The following is a 22,638-nucleotide window of genomic DNA, read 5'->3' as shown; positions in this document are numbered from 1 at the left end:
CCCAATATTTAACTTAAAAGTTCCGACTATTTATATACTAATCTGACAAAAAAATACCGGATTTACTATTAATAATAAATTAATCAAGTTTATTTATCGTTTACATTTGAAAATTGACGAATTATGCGATTTACAAATTGCGTAAATTCCCCCAATATACCTCCATTTATTTGAGATGTACAATTTGATTGTATTTATTGATGACCACATAAATAGATGAATAGTAAAACGCTAGTTATCTCTATAATGAACTATTATTCTCTTGATCTAAAGTGGAAGGAAATTAGATACAAAATTTATTGAGGAGAGATGAGTATGAAAAATAGAAAATTGAAAGCGTATAAAGTTATGTCTACAGTAGCTTTAACTTCATTAATTTTTACATCTTTAACGGCTTTTGCCGACAATAACGACATTTCTCAAACTGAACCGACAGATGATATTGTGGAACAAGGAGTACCTTTTTTTGCCAAAAATAAAATTGAAATAGATCAAGAAAATTCAATTTATAAAGACACTAAAAAAGATGACATAACGGAAACTTATCAACCAGATGAACTTGTTCGTTTCATTGTGCAAGTTGAGCAGGCAGATGAACAAGAAGTAACAACAAAAAATAAAAGAGAAATAAATAAACAAAAACAAGATAAGGTAATTGAACAAATTACAAAAGAAAAGAAAATAAATTCAACTTTAAAAATGAAGCATCGCTTTTTCGAAGGTTTTAACGGATTCAGTATTGAAACAGAATTCAAAAACATGAAAGAGATTCAATCAATTCCTGGTGTTACCCATGTTCATGTCGCTAGGACTTTCCAGGAAAATATGGCTGCAAGCAAAGAATTAGTACAGGCCCAAAAGGTATGGGAGCAATATGGTTATAAAGGTGAGGGATTAGTCGTAGCTGTAGTTGATTCAGGAATCGATTATACTCATAAAGATATGAAACTATCTGATGAAGCAAAAGCAAAGGAAAAATGGACTCAGGAAAAAATGAATCAAAGATTGGCAGAGACAGAAGTCAATGAAATCTGGTATTCGGATAAAGTCCCAACTGGTTATGATTGGGCAGACAATGATACGAATGTAATTCCTGGACCAAAAGGTAGCGCTCATGGAACACACGTAGCCGGAACAATCGGAGCAAATGGCGATGAAACTACTGGTGGAGTTGCTGGTGTTGCACCAGGCGTACAACTTTTAGCAGAAAAAGTATTTTCAGATAATGCTAGTGGAGCTGCAGAGGATGATATTATCGCAGGTATTGAGCATGCCATCACTATGGGTGCAGATGTCATTAACATGAGTTTAGGTGTAGATGCAGGTTATGTAGATGAGGAGTTTGATCCAATTCAAAAAGCAATTCGAGTTGCTACAGAAAATGGTACTTTAGTTGTTGTAGCCGCTGGGAATTCAGCTTACAGTACAAAGAATAATATTACTTTCTCATCATTGAAGCCATATGCACAAGATCCTGATATTGGAACAGTTGGTGCACCTGGAGTAAGCCCATTTGCACTATCGGTAGCTTCCTATGAAAATACGAAATTCCATTTAAATGCAATATCTGATGGACATGGACTAACAGTACCTTTTAAAGACCATACCCAATTTGGTCCATCTTATCATTTTAGTGTATCAAAGAACCTATTACCTAATACAAACTACGATTTAGTTTACGTTGGCGAAGGTAAGAAAGTTACTGATTATCCTGCTGGTAAAACGAACTATATTGCAGTAGTTAAATTATTAAATTCATATAGTACTGTCTCTAGTATTCAATTTGCTGCTAAAAGTGCAGGAGCAAAGGCAATTATTATGATACCACCTACAAATTGGGTAGATTATGCAACATTACCAGTAACACCAACTGCAACACCAACTGCTTCAACAAGTAAGGCAATCGGTGAGACATTATTAAACAAAATGAATAGTTTACCAAGTGGTCAATATGTCAGTATGAAAAATGTTGGTGATTACTGGGCAGAAAATCCAGCTAAAGACACGATGTCCTTTTTCTCGTCAGTTGGTGCGCCAAGTACATTAGATTTCAAACCAGAAATTTCAGGTCCTGGTGGAAATATTTATTCTACAATTCCAGGAAATGATTACCAGGTGATGAGCGGCACATCAATGGCAACTCCTCATGTGGCTGGCGGTTCAGCATTACTATTACAATCTCTTTACGAAAAAGGATTATCACATTCGAAGGAAACTGTATTAAAATCAAAAATTGCTTTAATGAATACATCAAAAGTATCTATGGATCCAAGAACTAATAGTGAGGTTCCATATTCCCCTCGCGTTCAAGGCTCTGGATTAATGCAAATTCAAAACGCAATCAATACGCCAGTTATTGTAACAAATAGAGATGCATCTTTAGAAAAGGCCGGTGCTGTTGCACTTAAGGAAATCGGACAAAAAACAAGCTTTAAATTAAATATGGAAGCATTTGATGCACCAAAAGGTATAAATAATAATGATGATATTGAATACAATATCTATGTTGATCTATTAAAAGATAAAACAGAAACAAAGCAATTTGATCTTGATAGTGATGGTCAATTAGATAATAAAGAATATTTAAGCTTATCAAGTGAACGAATTAATGGTGCAACGGTTACTGTAAATGATAAAAATGTAACAGAAAAAACAGGAGCTTTAGTTAAAATCAAACCAGGTCAATCAAAAATGTTAACTGTTAATGTAACATTACCAGATTCATTAAATAAAAATATTTTTGTTGAAGGTTTCGTTCGACTTGTACCTGTAGAAAAAGACAAAAATAAAGCTGTACCATTAACCATTCCTTATATGGGCTTTTATGGAAAATGGGATGAGCTACGAAATATCGATGCCCCAGCCTGGGAAAAAGATGCATTTGTCGGATATACTGCACTCTGGGATGATAGTTCAGAAAGTGCTCCATTAGGATTTAATGGAAAATCTTTTGATCTTAATCATATCGCTTTCTCTAAAAATTATATAAATAATGGAATTTATGGTTCTTTTCAGGCTCTACGAAATTTAGATAAAGTTGAAGTTTATATCGAGGATTCATCAGGAAAACAAGTGAAATATTTAGGTGACTTTAGTGAATATACAGGAGAGCCTTGGAAATTCAGAAAAAATATCATGTCTTTTGGTGATACAAAATATGGTGCATATCAATGGGATATGAAAGATGTAGAAGGCAATTATGTACCTGACGGCGTATACCAATATGTAATGAAAACTACTTTAGATTATCCAAACGCAAAACCACAAATTGTAAAAATGCCTATCACTGTAGATTCTGTTTTACCAAAAGTATCTGAAATAAAAGTAACACCAAAAGATGGAAAATATGAAATTACTTATAAAGCAGAAGATAATGCAACTGACATAAATTCTGCAATTATTTATGTAAATGGTCAATATAATGAAGTTCCTTACGGTAAAAACTCTCTAACAGTTAATACAGAACCAAAAGGTTTGGTTATTTTAACTGTGGATTTTGCAGGAAACATCTCATGGATTACTTGGGGAGATCAAAGCTACAATAAACAAAGTATGGCTATTCAAACAATGGGCGTAACTCCATCTACAGGTGTTAACCAATCTAAACCAGCAAAAATTTCAGCATGGGGTTATAACAGAGGTAACTGGACTGTTACAATTAAAAATGCAAGCGGTCAGGTTGTCGATTCGTACCAAATAAACAATGAACATTCATTAAAAGCATCGTGGGCACCAGATAAAAACCTACCAAATGGAACATATACAATTACAGTAGATATTGTTACATTAGACGGTTTTAAAATCACATCAACACCTAAAAACGTAACTGTTGTTCAATAAGTTCATAGGTTAATGTAATTTCATAAGATATATTGATTTTGAAAAGAACTAAGATGAATGTTTACCCTAGATACAGTCAGCTGATAGGTCTAATTAGAATACCAATTAAAGCTAAATAATATGTAAAAAGAGGCTATTTGTAAAAATTTTCATTTACAATTGCCTCTTTTTTTATACTTAATCTTTTCTAATTTCCCGCTTAAAACTGAGATGATCATAAGATGTATTTCAGAGCCCAAACATTTAAGAACGTACGGTAAAAAATAATTCTTGACCATTCGTTCTTAAAAATGTTACATTTGTTCCGAAAGGATAACCGTTTAATTTTCTTTCATAAACCGATTGATCGAACCTCATTCAGTAAACAAGATAAATGAGTTCTTTTTATTGGTTAGGGTTATTTTTCAAATATATTATTGGGGGAGTGTTCTCGAAATGAAACATAGTTCAAAGCAAGACTTCAATAAAGATTTTAACAAAGATGAAAAATTGAAGACGCTGACGAATATCCAATACAACGTAACTCAGAATGGCATGGACGAGGCTCCGTTTTATAATGAATATTGGGATAACACAAAAGAAGGCATCTACGTGGATATTGTTTCAGGAGAGCCGTTGTTTAGCTCAAAGGACAAGTATGATGCGGGTACAGGCTGGCCGAGTTTTACAAAACCAATTGAGCAAAAAAATGTTGTTCTTAAACGGAAAGGAATATTGATGGGGGCCGAGGTCAGAAGCGAGAAAGCTGATTCCTTCTTAGGTGACGTATTCGCAGACGGACCCGAATCCACAGGTGGACTACGATATTGCGTGAACTCTGCTGCCCTGAAATTTATTCCAAAAGCTGATCTTGAAAATAAAGGGTATGGTGCATATGCCCCACAATTTAACGAAAAGAAGCATGAAAACAAATGATGTCCATATTAGTTTGAGACTATTTTGAAAAAGTACTTTTTGGTGGAGGGCAAAAAAAGCACGCCAAGACATTACTGTTTGTTAGTAGATAGACTTTAGTTGAAATAACAAGGGTGTTTTTTCCTTAAATATATTGCTATTACTTCTTTCAAATATCACTAAACTGGGAGGGTTATATTTATGGTAACAAAATATGAATTAGCTACTTTTGCAGGTGGTTGTTTTTGGTGTATGGTTCAACCATTTGATGAGTTACCTGGCATTATAAAGGTAGTTTCTGGTTATACAGGTGGACATAAGGATAATCCGACCTATGATGAAGTATGCTCTAATACAACTGGCCACTATGAGGCAGTTCAAATCACATACGATCCGGACGTTTTTGAGTATGAAAAGTTATTAGAGCTTTTCTGGTTACAAATTGATCCTACTGATGCTTATGGTCAGTTTAATGATCGAGGCGAGTCTTATAGAACAGCTATCTTCTATCATAATAAAGAACAAAAACGTAAGGCAGAAGAATCTAAGCAAATATTAGAAGATAGTAATAAATTTAAAAAGCCAATAGTAACTGAAATCAAAGAAGCGTCTATGTTTTATCCTGCTGAAGAAAATCATCAACAGTACTATAAAAAAAATTCCTTCCACTATAAACTATACAAGGAAGGTTCTGGAAGAGCACAATTTATTCGAGAAAACCAAAAGAGAAGTTGAAATAAGATAACTATGGCGAGTACAAATTCTATTTAAATTCATATAGTAAAGTTCTTGGTGACTACACCAGGGACTTTTTTTATACTAAACAAAAATATTTCATATTTATTGTATGATTAAATGAGGATTTTGAACTTAACATAGACTAACTAGAACAACTAACAGCTAGATTTTATCAGTTAGCCAATATTCTCACTAAAGAAAGTACCAGGAGTGTTAGAGCGGTATCTTGTGGTTTTGAGAAAAGAACATCTTCATTTACCTAAATCATATATAAAGTTCGAATATAGAATTAACAACATTCAAATTAAGCATTACTTTATTTTGATAGCATTTTTTTAAGGAGTGATTCTATTGGATACTATTACATTTGGAATGGGCTGTTTTTGGGGGCCGGAAGCACGCTTTGGAAATCTACCTGGCGTAATCAAAACGAGAGTTGGATATGCAGGTGGAAAAGAAGGTCAACCTACTTCGAAAAACACATTAGATTTTACTGAGGCTTTGCAAATCAAATATGATCCAAAGCTACTAAGTCTAGATGAAATACTTACTCAATTTTTTGATCAGCATAATACAACAAGAGCACCTCATTCGATGAAGTATCGTTCAGTTTTGTTCTATCAAAATGAAGAGCAAAAAGAGAAAATGTCTCAAAAAGTAGATGAAATGCAACAGAAATACGGAGTTATCTATACTGCTCTAGAGCCACTAGAACAATTTTATAAGGAAGTAACTCGGCATCAAAAATATTATCTTCAACGATGGAAACCAGTATATCAAAAGTGGTGCCAGCTTAATTTTGGGGAAGAATTACTTGTTGATTCAACCTTAGCAGCAAGGTTAAATGGATTATCTAGAGGCATTGGAACGATTGAGGAAATACAACGTGAGTTTAAAGATCCATTGTTAGAGCCGCTTTGGGGTGTTATTCGTGAGGAATTAAAAGAAGAGCGAGAGCAACCTGGAGATACCTGTAGTATTTAAATATAAAAAGGTGCATAACCTTCCTTTTAAATAAATGTAATAGTGAAGAATCCATTTTGAACATCTTATTTTCAAAATGGATTCTTTTTATTTTTCATAAAATGATTGGTTCATGAAGTATGTTGGATTATAAATTTTCCTTGATAACAAAAGCTTTTTGAGAGTTTGCACATTCAAGAACGATTGGTCAAAATAATTCTTGACCGCTCGTTCTTGAATGTGCTATATTTATTTCACAAGGAGGTGACAAACATATAGTTGATAAGGAATAGGGAGCTCAGTATTAAATGACTGTTTAATGTAAAGCATTCATTTATTCTGCGAACAGGGTATGAAAAATACCTAAAGCTAAGGACTAGCCTTTAATAGGTGAATCAATTAATTGTTTGGAATATACATTAATAGATAATCAAACCTTTTATATAAAATATTGGTATTGTACGTTTATTTATCAGAAAAATCAGATAAGTATTTCATGGGACATACTTATACTGCTAGGATACAATCAAATATTTGTTTGAAATGAAGGCAAGCATCTAGCTAAAATATTGAAATGAATTGATTGAAACAAAAGTTACTGCTGAGTAGAAAACACTTGAATCATTAAGCCATGAGAATTCGATCTTTCTATGAACAAAAAACTTATCATAATCTATTGGTTGAAAAATACGGTTATCCGTGAAGTATTAAGTAAAAAACAAAAAAATGTAATGTAAAAGGAGATTTTAAAATGACAACTACGACTGACAAAAAAGCTATTCGCCCATTTCATGTAAGTATTCCTGAAGAGGAACTAATCGAATTACGTAGACGAATTAATGCAACTAGATGGCCTGAGAAGGAAACAGTAACAGATCAATCACAAGGTGTACAGTTAGAGACAATTCAAGAACTGGCGCGTTATTGGGCGAATGAATATGACTGGCGCAAAATGGAGGCAAAATTAAACTCTTATCCAAATTACATTACAGAAATTGATGACCTGGATATTCACTTTATCCACGTGCGTTCGAAGCATGAAGATGCTTTGCCGCTTATCATTGCTCACGGATGGCCTGGATCAATCATTGAACAGATGAAGTTAATTGAACCTCTTACTAATCCAACTAAATATGGTGGAAGTGCATCAGATGCTTTCCATGTGGTTATTCCATCAATGCCAGGCTATGGATTCTCTGGCAAACCAACAACTACTGGTTGGAATCCAAAACGCATCGCTAGTGCTTATGGTGAGCTAATGACTCGTCTTGGATATACGAAATATGCTGCACAAGGCGGTGACTGGGGTGCGATTGTTGTTGACTTCATGGGAGTTCAGGAGCCAGAAGGACTAATCGGAATTCACACTAACATGGCTGGTGTCATTCCAGCAGAAGTTGATGCTGCAATATGGACAGGTAATCCATTGCCATCAGGTCTTTCAGACGAAGAGAAAAAAGCTGCTGCACAAGTTGGAGAAAATAAATTCGCTTTCGCAGCTATATTGGGAACGCGCCCACAAACAATGACAGGTCTGGTTGATTCGCCTGTCGGGTTAGCAGCCTTCCTACTAGACCATGATTGGAAGAGTCTTGCAATGAAGTCGAGATCTATTGCTGGATTAGAAGAAGGTATCACAATCGACGACATTCTTGATAATATCTCGTTGTTCTGGTTTACGAATACTGGTGTTTCGACGTCTCGTATTTACTGGGAGAACACAGTTGCTGGAATTTCATTCTTCGGTGTCAAGGGCGTAAAAATCCCAGTTGCCGTAAGCGTTTTTCCAGATGAGCTTTACGAAGCACCTAAGAGCTGGGCAGAAAAAGCATACCCTAATTTAATTCATTACAACAAACTTCCTAAGGGTGGGCACTTCGCAGCCTGGGAGCAACCAGAACACATCACTTCCGAACTACGCACGGCTTTAAAGAAGCTACGCTAAACGACGAAGTAAAATCTGATCAAATAAAGTTGCTTTCATTCAATCAAATTGAACCTTAATAGAATAATGCAGCCCCGATAAAAATTGGGGCTGTATTTTATTTAGCCTACGTTGTTGTGAATTTGAAGAACTACAAAAGAAAGGAACGTTAAATAAAAAAATGGAACTAAAAGCGGTGGAATTATGGGAAGACTAAAAAAGAAGACATTTTATGAATTAATTGAAGAAAATAAAAAATTAATTATAAGTGATCAAACTGCATTAGATAATATAGAGCTAAAAATTGTTAAGAAACATGAAAAATTAAGAAAATTACTTCAAGAATTAAAAGAAAAAGAAAAAAATCTTATGTAAAACATAAGAGTTAATTCAACAAGTTTCTAAACCAATTTAATATTTAGTTACTTCTTCCAATTAACAATGCACATAATAGTAGAGAATCTGCCAGATATTTGGTTGTTTCTCTATTTTTTTGGAAACATTTTATGAATGATAAGATTTTATTTAATTCTAGAATCATATAAATCGAGATTTTAATGAGGTTATAGCATCGTAACTTTTTAATGCTAGGATTCATATTGTTAAAAACCTAATATGATTGGACTTAAATAATTGTTTGGGATATAATCAACCATAAATATTAAGAACGTTTGTTCAAAAATGAAATCCGTTTGTTTATAGTGCTACATTTGTTTTCAAGGAGGGACTATTTAAATGGCAAGGAAAAAGGAATTCGATGTAAACGACGCTTTACATAAAGCAATGTTGTTATTTTGGGAGCAAGGTTATGAGAAGACTTCCATGAAAGAGCTTGTTTCACAAATGGGAGTCCATAAAGGGAGCATGTATGACACGTTTGGTGATAAACATACCTTGTATGTCAATGCATTAGAACATTATTCTGAATTGGGCCAACAAATTATTAAGAAAGGAATATCTGATACCAAATCTGCAAAGGAAGCAATTCGATTCATTTTCAACTGGGCAATCGAACAAGAAGAAGAATTTCCCTTGGGTTGCTTAATAGTTAACACCGCAGTTGAGTTAGCAAAACATGATCCTGAAGCCAGACAATGGGTTCAGAGGAGCTGGGATTTTGCAGAACAATTAGTATATGAACTAATTTTGGATGGCCAACAGTCAGGAGAATTTTCCAAGATGTTAGACGCAAAAGAGATGGCTATGATTTTATATAATTCAATAATAGGACTTCAGGTGAAGGCAAAGCTGACATCTGACAGAGAAAAATTAAATAAAATTATAGATATAAATTTGTCATTTTTGGATTAATTGTTGAGTGTGTTTGTATTTTTAATGTAAGTAAACTTAACGAAATACAGGTTGAGGTAACGAAATCAAATGTTTAATTCAGCCAAGTTTCATTTCTCAACAGAGAGAATATAGATAGAATTAAGTTATTGAAGCTGTATCAAGCTTTTTAGGTAGCATCCTAATTGATTATGTAATAACTTAAAAGTGATACCAATACAATAATACAAAGATTAAACCAATGAGTTTACTCGCGCAATGTATAGGCATTGGCCATTTGTTTCGTTAAAAGAAAAGATTTACAAAGATTAGTGTCGTAATTAGACACTAATCTTTTTTCTATTTATATGGTTCTAATACATAACTTTTGAATTATTTAGGTTTCTGAATATTTCCTAACCTCCACTAATTAAGAGTAGAGATGACATTAATAACAGTAAAAACAAAAAAACTCTAGAATCGTTGATCAATCGACATTTCTAGAGTTTTTTATATTACGTTCTATGAACCGACATTACTAACGGTTACTTAGTTCAAGCATGAATATAACTCTATAACTTTCAAAGGTTAAGTACCTCTTACTTTATTTAAGGTGACTGGTTTTTAAAAAAATTCATGAAAACTTTTTATTAATTTAATACTTTGTTAAGAAATTGTTCAGAGGGAGTTTATTTTCATGTATTAACATAATGAAAGACAGAAGAAACACAGTTATCTAAAGGAGGATTATCTCTTAAAGAGCCTCGTCTTTTAAAACACGTTGTTTGTTTTTGTTGTTAACAGCATAGTTGCTTATAGATGATAGATTTGTTGTGAACAAAGCTTATAAACAAATGTAACTCTTTTACAAAGTACATTTGAGAATGATTTTAAGTTTAAAGAAAAATTTTTATTAAGAGAAGGCAGTAAATAATTTTGATAGGGTATAAATAACACAGCTGTATTCTATCAATTAATTATAAATTTATAGATTAAATTTGGGAGTGGAGGATTTTATTATGACATTTATTACAAGTAAAAGAAACAAATTATTGACTTCTATAGCTGCTACTGCAATGCTGGTGACTATTGTAACACCTGCTGCTGCGAACAGTACGAGTACGCTTCAAACTGCAAAAGAAAAGGTAAACAATTACTACAAACTATCTATCCAAAATGTTACTAATGTTCAGACTTCTGCAAAGATCAAAAAAGCTACATTAAATTATTTGAATAAGAGCTTGACCTCTAAGAAATATGCAAACGAAAAAGCTTACTTAATTAAAAGGGTAGAAGCAAAATCACATGCAATTTATAAATTTTACAAAAATAATCTACTAGAAACAAAAGGACAGGAAATGTCTAATATTCTAAGTAGTACAAATTGGCAAGGAACAAGAGTATATGATAAAAATCATCATGACTTAACAAAAGAGAATACAAATTTTATTGGTCTTGCAAAATATGAAGCAAAATCAGGAAGATATGAATTTTTTGATGCTAAGACTGGTAATAGTCGTGGAGATACTGGAACATTTTTTATTTCAAATGATGGAAAAAAGAGAATACTTATATCAGAATCACTAAAATATCAAGCGGTTGTCGAAATGATCAAACTGAACAAAGATATATTTACTTATAAAAGAATGGGAAAAGATGCTAATGGTAACGATGTAGAAGTATTCGTTGAGCATGTTCCTTTTAAAGAAAAAAATCTTTCTTTTACTAATCCGGACAAACAGTTAGATACTACGACTGGCAATATTATTCGTAATATTGACGGAGATATTATTTTAGGTAATACTCTTTGGAACGGAACAAAAGTGTTAGATGCAAATGGTAATGATATAACGCCGTATAATACTAATTTTATTAGTCTAGCTAAATATGACAACAAGTCAAATAAATATGAATTTTTTAATCCAACAACGGGCCAAAGCCGTGGTGATTATGGATACTACGATATAGGTCACGAAAACAAAATAAGAGCCCATGTTTCTATTGGTGCTAACAAGTATGGTGCAGTTCTTGAAATTACAGAACTTAATAAAAATAAATTTACTTATAAAAGAACTGGTAAAGACAAAGATGGCAATGACATTACTATTTTTGTTGAACATGAACCTTATAAAGGTCAATATAAACCAAATTTTAGTTTTTAAAAGTTTCGATTGGAAACTTAGTGTCTAGCTATTCCCTGAAAGAGAGTTAGAAACCCATTCGATCTAGCATTTTCATATATATTGTTGAAATAAGTCATTCCATATGGAGTGGCTTTTTTCATATTGGAACGGTTCTTACGGATGAAATTCCATTAAATACCAACTCTAAAATTGGAATTTTTTGTCATATTAGTATTTTAAATTATCGAAATTTTTTTAAAATTATACTATACTGTAGATAAAGATTCCCATAGTCAACATGAACATTATATGGAGGATGAAACTTGTACTTTTAAAATAACTAATATTCTAAAACTGAATTTTAGTGATTATTTCGATTCTAAACACTTACATTTAAAACGATTTGTATTTTCGCATTTGTTTTATTGAATAAGTCTGTCAACGAAGAAGAATGAAAAGTAAATATTAATTATTAAATACTCCTTGAAAATAACCATAGCCGGAATCTAACGATGAATATTATTATTTAGCAAACTATTACACTTTGGGGAGGATTAAAAGCATGATCAAAGAAAAAATGCATCCTGATATCGAAAATATTATAACAAATATCGAAAATGTAATGATTGGAAAAAGAAATGTAGTTGAACTTAGTTTGGTAGCCCTTCTTGCAGGGGGGCATGTCTTATTGGAAGATGTGCCGGGTGTTGGGAAAACCATGATGGTAAAATCACTTGCAAAATCCGTTAGTGCAAATTTCCGTAGAATTCAATTTACCCCAGACTTGTTGCCTTCAGATGTAACAGGGGTATCTATTTACAATCCAAAAGAGATGGAGTTCCAGTTCCATCCAGGACCTTTAATGGGAAATATTATTTTAGCTGATGAAATTAACCGAACATCTCCAAAAACACAGTCTGCACTTTTAGAAGGCATGGAGGAAGCAAGTATAACAATTGATGGGAAAACCTATAACCTACCAAAACCATTTTTTGTTATGGCGACACAAAATCCAATTGAATATGAAGGTACATATCCTCTTCCTGAAGCACAGCTAGATCGATTTTTGTTAAAGATTACAATGGGGTATCCGACAATTGATGAAGAATTAGAAATATTAAATAGGTTCCAAAATATACCTCCAATTGATCAGTTAAAACCCGTTATTGACATTGATGGTTTATTATCGCTACAAAGGGAAATGAAGAAAGTTTTTATCGACGAATCCATTAAACATTATATTGTGAGTATTGTTAATAGAACGAGACAGGACGGAAATGTGTATCTGGGTGCAAGTCCAAGAGGTTCACTCGCACTGATGAAAGCGGGACAAGCATATGCATTCATGTACGGACGTGATTACGTTTTACCGGATGATATTCAATATCTAGCTCCATTTGTTTTGTCACACCGAATTATATTAAATTCAGAATCAAAATTTGAAGGAATTACCGCTGAAAGAATTATTAAAAATATTGTTAAAAATATTTCTGTACCTGTTCAAAGGAAAGTGAAATACTAATGAAAATTCAATTACGTATCCTCAATAAAGCCAGGAAGTATTTCTTGTTATTTCTAATACCATCACTATTATTGTTTGCCTTGTTTCAAGGAGGATTTGTAAGTTGGTTTTTATTCTATAGTTGTCTACCTTTTATCTTATATAGTGTGGCATTATCATTTTATCCTTTGGAAAATCTGAAAGTGACTAGAGAGCTTCCTAAAAACGTTTTCAAGGTCGGTGATCCGATAAAAGTTAATTTAACTGTAAGAAAATCGTTTTTTTTACCAGCATTTTATTTCTTAATAGAAGAAAATTTCTCAAATAACATACACACTACTGATCAGCAAGGATTTAAAAAGGAGCTGATATTAACTGGCTTTAAAAAGGAATGTACTTTTGATTATATCATTCCAAAATTACCACGAGGGGAGTACTTTATTAACTCCATAACGATAAAGATTGGCGACCCGCTTGGTATTTTCGAATCGAAAATAAAATACAACATTATGAATAGGTTCGTTGTATTTCCTCAGTATTCGGAGCTCTATTATCGTGCACTTGAGCATCAAAATAATCAAGGCTCAACAATTTCAAGCCATCACTTTCAGCGGGATATATCAATGGCTGTTGGCATCAGAGAATATCGCTCTGGAGACCGGTTTTCATGGATTAATTGGAAAGCTTCTGCGAAACGAAATGAGATGATGACAAAAGAGTTTGAAGAATTACAATCAAATGACTTGTTTGTCATAATGGATTGTGCTCAAAATGAAGTTTTCGAATCAACTGTCTCGTTTACAGCATCTTTTTTGCATACTGTTCTGAAAAAAGGTGTGCAAGTTGGCCTTTTAACAAATAACAAAAAACGAGATTCCTTTCCAATTAGAGGGGGAGAAGGGCATTTTCAAACACTTTTATACCATCTAGCGAAGATCGAGGCAAATAATACTTCACCACTTGAGTTGGTTTTAGAAAAAGAAACTCGATTCAGTCAACAAAATGTATCTTATATCTTGGTCACTACCCATTTGTCTAAGAATTTGGTCGAAAAAGCGAGTTTTATTAAAAATAGAGAAGGTTCATTTACAATATTTGTCATAAAGGCAGCGAATACGGTTATACCGAACAGTGAAAAAACCCTCATTTCAATCGCCAATACACGCGGGGTGAAAACAATCATTGTACGTGAAGGTAATTTTAATGCAGCTTTTACAGGGGGAGATTTACGATGACTAAAAGTAATTTCACCTTATTTTTGTTGTATTCATATGGCTGTATATTGTTATTGGAATGGGTAAGGCCAATTGATCATTTAACCACTACGGATCATATGAAACTTTTCATGTTTTACATGGTAATGGTTTTTACAGTATCTTTTTTTAAAGTAAAAAAAATCCTACAATGGCTTATTAACATAATCTTAGTTTTATTTTTCGTTAATCGATTCCATTACGAAATAGGTTTCTTTCAGTTTAAATGGATCATCATTTTTATTTCACATCTATTTGAGAATATGGTTTGGCTTATAACTGGCCAATTGAATGAATTGACTTATGAATTTAAGACATTTTTATTCATACTTTTCCTTTCGATAATCGTCTATTTCATCAATTTCTTTTTAAATCGAAATTGGATTTTTTACTTATTATTATTGACAGTTCTATATATTTCTATATTAGATTCATTTACCGACTATGAAGCCAAATTTGCTATTATTCGAACTGTTTTACTTGGTTTTACAACTATGAGTCTATTAATTTTTGACAATCTATTGGATAAGGGAAGAGTTCATTATTATTCAGAATATGTAAAAAAATGGATGATTCCTCTCGTTAGTATGATTATTCTTTTTGTCCTAATTGGATCTTTTGCTCCTAAGCCTTCACCAATCTGGACTTTCCCAAACTGGTCTTTCCAAGTATCAAATCAGGATGGTAATGGTTCCGGGGGAGGAACAAAGACTGTTGGATATGACTCCGATGATGCATTTCTAGGCGGTTCTATAAAAAGTAATGATAGCCCAGTTTTTCAATATGAATCTAATCAAAGAACATATTGGAAAATGGAGACAAAAGATACATATACAGGACGAGGGTGGGTTGATTCTGCATCGACGCAGCGTCCTTTGAAAAAAGAAGATTTTGTCATGTTAAATACTTATCCAGATACAATTGAAACCAAAATTGAAACAGCAAAGGTCAAGATTGATGATAACTATCAGTATCACTATATTATGTATCCTGAAGGAATTACTAAAGTAGTAAATATTCTACCTTTTGAATCCGGTATAAATGTTTTCAAACTTGATACAGCTATTGAAAGAATAAGCTATTTCAAAAATAGCATTCCAGAAATTCCAGCTAGCTTTGAAGTAGAATATGAAATACCTAGATATAAAGCAAAAGATTTAATCAAAACAGTAATACTTGATTCAAATTTGATAAATGCTACCTTTTACCAAAATTATACTCAATTACCAGCAAACTTACCTAAGAGAATAGGTGAGTTGGCGCAGCAAATAACAACAGGAAAAACAAATTGGTATGACAAAGCGAAAGCAATCGAGAATTACTTTGATCAGGCAGAATTCAAATATACTCAAAAGAACGTAGCTTTTCCTAGTCCGAATGAAGATTATGTAGACCAATTTTTATTTGACACAAAAACTGGTTATTGTAATAATTTTTCATCATCGATGGCAGTCATGCTTAGAACACTAGGAGTACCGACACGTTGGGTAAAAGGATTTACTGGCGGAAATTTTGTGAACAACAGCAAAAAAGACACATCAAAACAAATTTACGAAGTGACTGCTGACAATGCTCACTCATGGGTTGAGGTATTTTTACCAAATCAAGGGTGGGTGTCATTTGAACCAACTAAAGGCTTTTCGAATGAACTAAATATCAGCACCAGCAATGAAAATTCATCAACCAGCGATGAGCAAGAATTACCTACAGATATTATTAAAAATAAACCGAATCCTGCACTAGAAGTAGACGGTGAAGTAACAAAGAAAACCGAAAAAACAAATGTATTTACTAATCTCTGGAATGAAATCAAACAGTCGAAAATTAGTGATTGGAAAGAGATTATTCTTACTCTAGTTTTGATTCTTGTTGTAATAAGTATCCTTTATTTAAATCGTAGAAAATGGCTCCCATACTTTTACATGTTAATTTACCGTTTTAGTAAAAAAGAAGATAGACTAGAATCAGCTTACCTTACTTTATTACGTCAATTAGCTCGATATGGATTAAAGCGTAATGAAAATGAAACACTAAGAAGTTATGCAAAATATATTGATTCTCTTTTTACTACAAACGATATGACCGAATTAACTATGTATTATGAGCAATACTTGTATCAACAAGTTAGCCAAGAGGAGAATTGGGAGAAATGCCTGGATTTATGGAAGAATTTAATACAAAGAACGATCTAATTTACGTGTTTATCAAACCATGAATTAAATTCTATAGTAAATGAAATAAATAAAGAGAAAAACTGGCGAAAGATCTCGCCAGTTTTTTTAATTTATTAATTTAATCAGAACTAAGATTTATTGTAAATTTATATGGGAGTAAGGGTTTTCTTTGGTTTATATATTACATTTGTTCTTACACAAGTTGAGCGTGATAGACAAAGAGCGGGGATACGAATTCAAATGAGACCTGAAGATCAAGTTTAGTTTCTTTTGCTAGTTTACATAATATATATTATAGGAAGTTAATGATAAAACAATAAAATCCGTCTCAATTCTTAAGTATTCTTAGAGTTTTGAGACGAATTAGAAATTTAAGTGATTTTTAGATTTTTTAATACAATTGGTTAATCTAACATTTTTAGCGATTTTTATCTGAATTCTAAATTTAATCTTTAAAATTTAAATCATAAGTTTTGCTTAGAATTTTTTGATCCTAATTTAAAATAAATTTTTAGTCATTTATTAGATTATTCGTTTTAATTAGTCTCAAACAATTACTTATTGTTACTACTTTAATTAGATAATCATTTTAAGCCATTCATATTTAAATTCTTAATTGCTATTATTTTCAATTTGCTTAATTGATTTTCCTGAATTTTTCAAACTAACTTATTTATTCATTTATAACTGTGCATTTTTTATTAACAGTTTACTTAAATTTGAATGTGTTATACATTCTTGCTAAAATTATCGGTTAAATAATTCCATTTTATTATGCGTCTTACTTGTAGTGTTTTAAAATTATCGATCAGTTTCTCTATAAGAAATGCCTAAATATCGGTCTGTACTTGGTTCAAATTCAACATTCACAAATACCCCAAATTCTCTGTTCCCGCTCTTTACTCTTAACCACAATTTAAATTTCTCTACCGCTACATTGGTTGATTTCCATTCTCTACCTATATGTAAATAATCAATGATATCTGCTTGTGGATATTGCTCTTTTGTTTTTTCTACAGCAATTTTCCCCCATTTTGCATATGGAGGTTCATAAACTGGTGTTGCATGTACAGGAGACATTTTCATAAAAATTGAAAATAAAACTGAAAAAATTAGGATAAGCTTTAATGGTTTTTGCATCTTTCCTCCTCCTCTGCTCTTTTCCATACTATTCAACCGCTCGAATAAATCTATTCGCTGATTTCAACGACAAAAAATATCATTTTTTACTGTTTCTGTTAATAAAAAGAAATTTTTTACAAATAGTAAGTTTAAATGCTTTTTAAGGAGGACTTATTTTGCAAAAAAAATATAAAATCAAAGCAGCTTTCATAATCTTTTGCATAATATGCTTGTCATTTTTTATGGTAAACACATATTTACCTAAAGATGAAGTAAATGCTTTTACTAGTCAAGTACTGACTCGAGGATCAACTGGCCAGGACGTTAAAGAGCTTCAGTCACGTTTAAAATTCATCGGTTTCTTTAAAGGGAAAGTTGATGGTGTTTTTGGCTGGGGTACTTATTGGTCACTTAGAAATTTCCAGAAGGAATTTGGAATGAAGGTTGATGGAGTTGCTGGACCTAAGCTAAAAGAAAAATTAGTAAAGGCTACCAAGAATTATAAAGCTTCTAATACAGCATCCAATACGAATACTAAGAAATCTAACAGTATCGTAAGTAAAATAACGAAAACAAGTAATAGCTCAAGTAAAACTAATAATAAGAAACAAGTAGAAAACGCTCCGAATGGTTATACGAACAATGATATTAAATTAATGGCAAATGCTGTTTACGGTGAATCTCGTGGCGAACCTTATATTGGTCAAGTAGCAGTAGCAGCAGTTATTTTAAATCGCCTAAGTAGTTCTTCTTTCCCTAATTCAATTTCAGGAATCATTTATCAGCCTGGTGCATTCACAGCAGTTGCTGACGGTCAAATTAACTTAACGCCAAATGCCAACGCTAAAAAAGCTGTTCTTGATGCTATCAATGGATGGGATCCCACGACTGGATGTATTTACTACTATAATCCTAAAACCGCTACAAATAAATGGATTCGTAATCGTCCTAAAATCTTAACGATTGGTGAACATATTTTTTGTAAATAAACTAAATTGAGGTGTAGGTATGAAAAACGCTATCATAGTTGGAGCTTTGTCTGTCGCCTTAATTGGTACAGGCTACTGGGGCTATACAAAACATCGTGATCTTCAAGAAATGCATAATCAAGCAGAAAATAGTTATCAAAGGGCTTTTAATGAATTAACTTATGATGTCGATTTATTACATGATAAGATTGGTGCAACACTTGCGATGAACTCTAAGACCTCCCTATCCCCTGCTCTTGCGGATGTATGGAGATTATCAATTGAATCTAAATCAGACATTGCCCAACTGCCATTGAAGTTTTTACCTTTTGATAAAACACAAGCATTTTTAACGAAGATTGGAAATTTCAGTTACAGAACAGCTGTTCGTGACTTAGAAAAAGAACCTTTAACTGATGAAGAATACAATACGCTTAAAGCCATTTATAAAAAATCTGAGAGTGTTCAAAATGGCCTACGAAATGTTCAGTCAGATATAATTGATAAAGACTTAAGCTGGATTGATGTACAGACTGTATCCGCTCAAAAAGAAGCACCAAGAGATAACGTAATTATAAATGGTTTTAAACATGTTGAGCAAACGAAGTCTACAGTCGATCAAGATTTTGGGCCTACCTTCACTACTGGACCTGAGCAATCAAAAGAATTAAAGAAGCTTTCAGGTAAAAAAATTTCAGAAGCTGAAGCGAAAAAAATTGCAAAATCCTATTTCCCTATCAAAAATTATAAAGATATTGCAGTAAATAAGAGTTTAAAAGGCAGCAAGGAGCCCTTCTACTCTGTTTCAATGGAGCATAAGAATCCTCAGGGTGATTCTTATATGGAGATAACCGAAACTGGTGGTCACCCATTATTCTTTATTACGAATAGAGATATTAAAAAGCAGCAAATTAGTCTTGAAGATGCTGGGAAAAGTGGCGCAAACTACTTAAAGAAACAAAAATATATAGATATGGAAATATACGATAGCTCCCAATACGATACTATAGGTGTATTTCAATTTGTTAAAACTGTCAATGATGTTCGGATATACCCTGAGTCTATACAACTAAAAGTTGCGTTAGATAATGGGAAAGTTATTGGCTTTAATGCGAAATCTTACGTAGTTTCAAACCATAAACGCAATATTCCAAATCCTAAACTAACTAAAGCACAAGCTCGTAAAAAGGTTAATCCTAATGTAGAAGTACAAGAAGAAAGATTAGCAATCCTATTAAACGACCTGAATAAAGAAGTACTATGTTATGAATTTATTGGAACTTTAGGCGATGATACGTATGATATTTATGTAAATGCAATGACTGGTGAAGAGGAAAAAGTTAAGAAACTATAAATGAAAAGAAGCTTAGAGGTTATGTACTCTAAGCTTCTTTTTCTACTAAAAAAACTCATTTATGTGTATGTAGAAAAATCATATCATTCCATATCAGTGATTACAGTACAATATACATTAAGGAGTGTGATTTCATGTTCGTTAGATTATCAAATGTGGAAATGAATTCTTTAAATGATGTTGATTTATGTTGGGATTGTATCGAACCTACTATACTTGCTTATAAACAAACTAAAGGAAAAGACTTTACAGAGACACATTATAGAAATCTTACAAAAGGACAAAAAGCATTATTTATGTATACTGTTTATTTTAATCATGCTTTAAATTCTAAAGAAGAGTACTATTGGTGGACAGCACATTTATTAATGTTTAGAAATGCATGGACTGAAACTAAGAAAGCATTACAATTCTTTAACGATCAAGCAATGATTGACCATATAGAGCGGTTTATCTCTCATTTACAATTATGGGAAATAGATGGTGGAAATCCTTCACTTTCACTTTTAAAGAATCAACGGGATTTACAATCTATAGTCGTATCTTCATTTATTACATTTCATAAACTATCAGAGCATACAACAAGCAATATCAGTCAATACATTCGACATCATTTAACTGAGTATATTCAATTAAAAAACGAGAGTGATTAAAACACATGTAAATATTGGAGTATCACGATACTAACCCCTAGAATAACAACATAATAACCAAATACATTTAACGATTGTTTCTTTAATAAGTTGATCATCCAGTTAATTGCTAGATAACCAAATAACGCTGAAGCCAATGTTCCAATAAAAAGTGGAAAAAATGAGATTTGCTCTACCTTGCCACCTAATAAATCTTTTCCTTGTAAAATGATGCCACCAAGAATTGCTGGAGTTGAAAGTAAAAATGAAAAATATGCTGCACTTTTCCGCTCCATCCCTTTAAACAATGCTGCTGCAATGGTAAGACCGGAACGTGATACGGCTGGAAAAATAGCAAGTGCTTGGAATGAACCAATAAATAGCGCATCTTTCCATGTTAACTCTTCCATCGCTTTTGTGCCCTTTCGTTTTTTATCTGCTATAAACAAAATAATGCCAGTAAAAATAAATTCCCAGCCTATTGTTTTTCCGGAAACTGAAATTGCATCAAAGAAGTCTTTAAATAATAAACCAACGACTACAGCTGGTAATGTACCGACAACTAACAATAAAGTTAGTTTTGAAAATGGCTTTTTGAGTAACTGCTTCCATTCATTTTGATAAAATACAAATACTGCTAATAAAGTACCAATATGCATAAGCGTATCTAATAATAAACCCGCTTCATCAAGTCCAAATAAATGCCGCCCAATATACAAATGACCTGTACTACTGATTGGAAGAAATTCAGTTAGTCCTTGGATAATTCCTAAAATAAATGCTTCAATACTAGACATTTACGTTTCCCCTTTCAACTAAACTAGTAAAGTATATGCTCTGAAATAAGCAATCTTGTCCAAAACTAAGGTAATTTCAATACATTCGTAATTAATTTATTTGCAAAAAAAGCATCATGGTAGATGCTTTTTGTTTTTCATGACCGAAAATAGTTTACTTGTTGGATCTACAGTTAATTCGTTCACGATATACTGAGTAGCAAATTGAAGTCTTTGTTCATCTATTGATGTATAGATTCCAAGTTGAGTTAATAACGATAAAATATCCTCAGTTGCGACCATCTGATTTTTTTCATTTGAAGGAAATAGTCCACCATATCCTCCATTTGACGAATCAAAGCGATGAATTCCATATGCCAATGCTGTATAAACATTAGAAATCGCGCGACCGTAAGTATTATAAAACTGCATTGAACAACGATCTGATGGGACTGTCTTCAATAACTCCTCTAAGAATAGTTGAATTTGTGGAGGAGTGGCCTTTCCAACGGAATCTACAAAGGAGATTTCATCAATACCAATGTCTAGTAATTGAGTGGCCAATTTGATTGTTTTTTGAATATTAATATTGCCTTCAAATGGGCAACCAAATACGGTTGTAATATAAACTCTAGTACTTTTCCCATGATCCTTACATTCATTTACCATTTTTTTCATCTCTTGAGTAGTTTGTTCGATCGTTCCTTCTTTTGTAAATTGATTAAAAGTTTCACTACTAGAGATAAATAGATTCACTTGATCAGCATCAACAACAAAAGCTCTTGTCAGCCCGCGTTTATTTGGTACTAAGACACTATAATGACAGTTTTCTTTCTTTTTTAGCTTTAAAACTAATTCCGCTGCATCATTGAAATCCTTTTTATGTTTCGTCCTCACAAATGAAGACACTTCGATATTAGGTAGACCACTTTCGGCAAGTAAATGAATCCAATTTAGTTTTTGTTCATTTAATAAATGTAGGTTATTTTGTAAATTTAATCTTGGACCAATTTCATTTAAAATAACAGATTGTGGAAGCTTCAATAGTATCTACTCCTATATTAGAAATTTTGAATTTAAAACAGATCTATTACACTACTTCTAATG

General features: G+C 32.5%; 15 protein-coding genes and 2 pseudogenes. 14 read left to right on the top strand and 3 right to left on the bottom strand.

Annotation, left to right across the window (positions count from 1 at the left end; genetic code table 11):
• Positions 1-315 precede the first annotated feature (315 nt).
• The 11 genes and pseudogenes from ACX6U0_RS01090 (at position 316) to ACX6U0_RS01040 (ending at position 16,697) form a co-directional block, all read left to right on the top strand.
• Positions 316-3,840: a S8 family serine peptidase gene (locus ACX6U0_RS01090; protein ID WP_464958162.1), complete on the top strand. Its 3,525-nt coding sequence runs from the start codon at positions 316-318 to the stop codon at positions 3,838-3,840.
• Positions 3,841-4,275: 435 nt separating this feature from the next.
• Complete coding sequence (msrB, locus tag ACX6U0_RS01085; RefSeq protein WP_464958161.1) at positions 4,276-4,755, top strand: peptide-methionine (R)-S-oxide reductase MsrB; 480 nt, start codon at positions 4,276-4,278, stop codon at positions 4,753-4,755.
• A 180-nt stretch (positions 4,756-4,935) separates the two neighbouring features.
• Positions 4,936-5,460, top strand: a pseudogene (msrA, locus tag ACX6U0_RS01080) (peptide-methionine (S)-S-oxide reductase MsrA); the annotation flags it as partial.
• Between the two features lie 363 nt (positions 5,461-5,823).
• Complete coding sequence (locus ACX6U0_RS01075) at positions 5,824-6,456, top strand: peptide-methionine (S)-S-oxide reductase MsrA (RefSeq protein WP_464958160.1); 633 nt, start codon at positions 5,824-5,826, stop codon at positions 6,454-6,456.
• Positions 6,457-7,186: 730 nt separating this feature from the next.
• Positions 7,187-8,380, top strand: a complete 1,194-nt coding sequence (locus ACX6U0_RS01070; protein ID WP_464958159.1) for an epoxide hydrolase family protein — start codon at positions 7,187-7,189, stop codon at positions 8,378-8,380.
• A 183-nt stretch (positions 8,381-8,563) separates the two neighbouring features.
• Positions 8,564-8,734: an FbpB family small basic protein gene (locus ACX6U0_RS01065; RefSeq protein WP_464958158.1), complete on the top strand. Its 171-nt coding sequence runs from the start codon at positions 8,564-8,566 to the stop codon at positions 8,732-8,734.
• A 360-nt stretch (positions 8,735-9,094) separates the two neighbouring features.
• Positions 9,095-9,670, top strand: coding sequence for a TetR/AcrR family transcriptional regulator (locus ACX6U0_RS01060; RefSeq protein ID WP_464958157.1), 576 nt, complete (start codon positions 9,095-9,097; stop codon positions 9,668-9,670).
• A gap of 1,283 nt (positions 9,671-10,953) precedes the next feature.
• Positions 10,954-11,790, top strand: a pseudogene (locus ACX6U0_RS01055) (DUF4822 domain-containing protein); the annotation flags it as partial.
• Positions 11,791-12,313: 523 nt separating this feature from the next.
• Positions 12,314-13,273: an AAA family ATPase gene (locus ACX6U0_RS01050; protein ID WP_464958156.1), complete on the top strand. Its 960-nt coding sequence runs from the start codon at positions 12,314-12,316 to the stop codon at positions 13,271-13,273.
• Positions 13,274-13,317: 44 nt separating this feature from the next.
• Complete coding sequence (locus ACX6U0_RS01045; RefSeq protein WP_464958155.1) at positions 13,318-14,487, top strand: DUF58 domain-containing protein; 1,170 nt, start codon at positions 13,318-13,320, stop codon at positions 14,485-14,487.
• Positions 14,484-16,697 (top strand): transglutaminase TgpA family protein, encoded by a 2,214-nt coding sequence (locus ACX6U0_RS01040; protein ID WP_464958154.1) that lies wholly within the window; start codon positions 14,484-14,486, stop codon positions 16,695-16,697. Before ACX6U0_RS01045 ends, ACX6U0_RS01040 begins: the two co-directional genes overlap by 4 nt.
• Before the next feature lie 783 nt (positions 16,698-17,480).
• On the opposite strand, the gene ACX6U0_RS01035 is transcribed toward ACX6U0_RS01040, so the two are convergent.
• Complete coding sequence (locus tag ACX6U0_RS01035) at positions 17,481-17,819, bottom strand: DUF3889 domain-containing protein (RefSeq protein ID WP_464958153.1); 339 nt, start codon at positions 17,817-17,819, stop codon at positions 17,481-17,483.
• Positions 17,820-18,043: 224 nt separating this feature from the next.
• Between ACX6U0_RS01035 and sleB the strand changes: the two genes are divergently transcribed.
• The 3 genes from sleB to ACX6U0_RS01020 all read left to right on the top strand — a co-directional run bounded on the left by sleB (position 18,044) and on the right by ACX6U0_RS01020 (position 20,776).
• Entirely contained in the window at positions 18,044-18,790 is a 747-nt protein-coding gene (sleB, locus tag ACX6U0_RS01030) for a spore cortex-lytic enzyme (RefSeq protein ID WP_464958859.1), read from the top strand.
• A gap of 19 nt (positions 18,791-18,809) precedes the next feature.
• Entirely contained in the window at positions 18,810-20,123 is a 1,314-nt protein-coding gene (gene ypeB, locus ACX6U0_RS01025) for a germination protein YpeB (protein WP_464958152.1), read from the top strand.
• Positions 20,124-20,257: 134 nt separating this feature from the next.
• Positions 20,258-20,776: a hypothetical protein gene (locus ACX6U0_RS01020; protein ID WP_464958151.1), complete on the top strand. Its 519-nt coding sequence runs from the start codon at positions 20,258-20,260 to the stop codon at positions 20,774-20,776.
• Here ACX6U0_RS01020 and ACX6U0_RS01015 read toward each other — a convergent pair.
• Both ACX6U0_RS01015 and ACX6U0_RS01010 read right to left on the bottom strand, forming a co-directional pair.
• Entirely contained in the window at positions 20,773-21,552 is a 780-nt protein-coding gene (locus ACX6U0_RS01015; protein ID WP_464958150.1) for an undecaprenyl-diphosphate phosphatase, read from the bottom strand. The genes ACX6U0_RS01020 and ACX6U0_RS01015 overlap by 4 nt on opposite strands.
• 114 nt (positions 21,553-21,666) lie before the next feature.
• Complete coding sequence (locus tag ACX6U0_RS01010; RefSeq protein ID WP_464958149.1) at positions 21,667-22,575, bottom strand: hydroxymethylglutaryl-CoA lyase; 909 nt, start codon at positions 22,573-22,575, stop codon at positions 21,667-21,669.
• Positions 22,576-22,638: the final 63 nt, after the last annotated feature.

This window comes from Gottfriedia sp. ABJ_BB2_2 (assembly GCF_055484705.1).
The sequence above is the reverse complement of the archived record's forward strand: the minus strand, read 5'-3'. Positions and strand labels throughout refer to the sequence as shown.

What these genes read in the sequence shown, in the direction of transcription:
- ACX6U0_RS01090 (WP_464958162.1), top strand. Translation starts at nt 316, where the DNA reads ATGAAAAATAGAAAATTGAAAGCGTATAAAGTTATGTCTACAGTAGCT.
- msrB (WP_464958161.1), top strand. Translation starts at nt 4,276, where the DNA reads ATGAAACATAGTTCAAAGCAAGACTTCAATAAAGATTTTAACAAAGAT.
- ACX6U0_RS01070 (WP_464958159.1), top strand. Translation starts at nt 7,187, where the DNA reads ATGACAACTACGACTGACAAAAAAGCTATTCGCCCATTTCATGTAAGT.
- ACX6U0_RS01065 (WP_464958158.1), top strand. Translation starts at nt 8,564, where the DNA reads ATGGGAAGACTAAAAAAGAAGACATTTTATGAATTAATTGAAGAAAAT.
- ACX6U0_RS01060 (WP_464958157.1), top strand. Translation starts at nt 9,095, where the DNA reads ATGGCAAGGAAAAAGGAATTCGATGTAAACGACGCTTTACATAAAGCA.
- ACX6U0_RS01050 (WP_464958156.1), top strand. Translation starts at nt 12,314, where the DNA reads ATGATCAAAGAAAAAATGCATCCTGATATCGAAAATATTATAACAAAT.
- ACX6U0_RS01040 (WP_464958154.1), top strand. Translation starts at nt 14,484, where the DNA reads ATGACTAAAAGTAATTTCACCTTATTTTTGTTGTATTCATATGGCTGT.
- ACX6U0_RS01035 (WP_464958153.1), bottom strand. Translation starts at nt 17,819, where the DNA reads ATGCAAAAACCATTAAAGCTTATCCTAATTTTTTCAGTTTTATTTTCA.
- sleB (WP_464958859.1), top strand. Translation starts at nt 18,044, where the DNA reads ATGGTAAACACATATTTACCTAAAGATGAAGTAAATGCTTTTACTAGT.
- ypeB (WP_464958152.1), top strand. Translation starts at nt 18,810, where the DNA reads ATGAAAAACGCTATCATAGTTGGAGCTTTGTCTGTCGCCTTAATTGGT.
- ACX6U0_RS01020 (WP_464958151.1), top strand. Translation starts at nt 20,258, where the DNA reads ATGTTCGTTAGATTATCAAATGTGGAAATGAATTCTTTAAATGATGTT.
- ACX6U0_RS01015 (WP_464958150.1), bottom strand. Translation starts at nt 21,552, where the DNA reads ATGTCTAGTATTGAAGCATTTATTTTAGGAATTATCCAAGGACTAACT.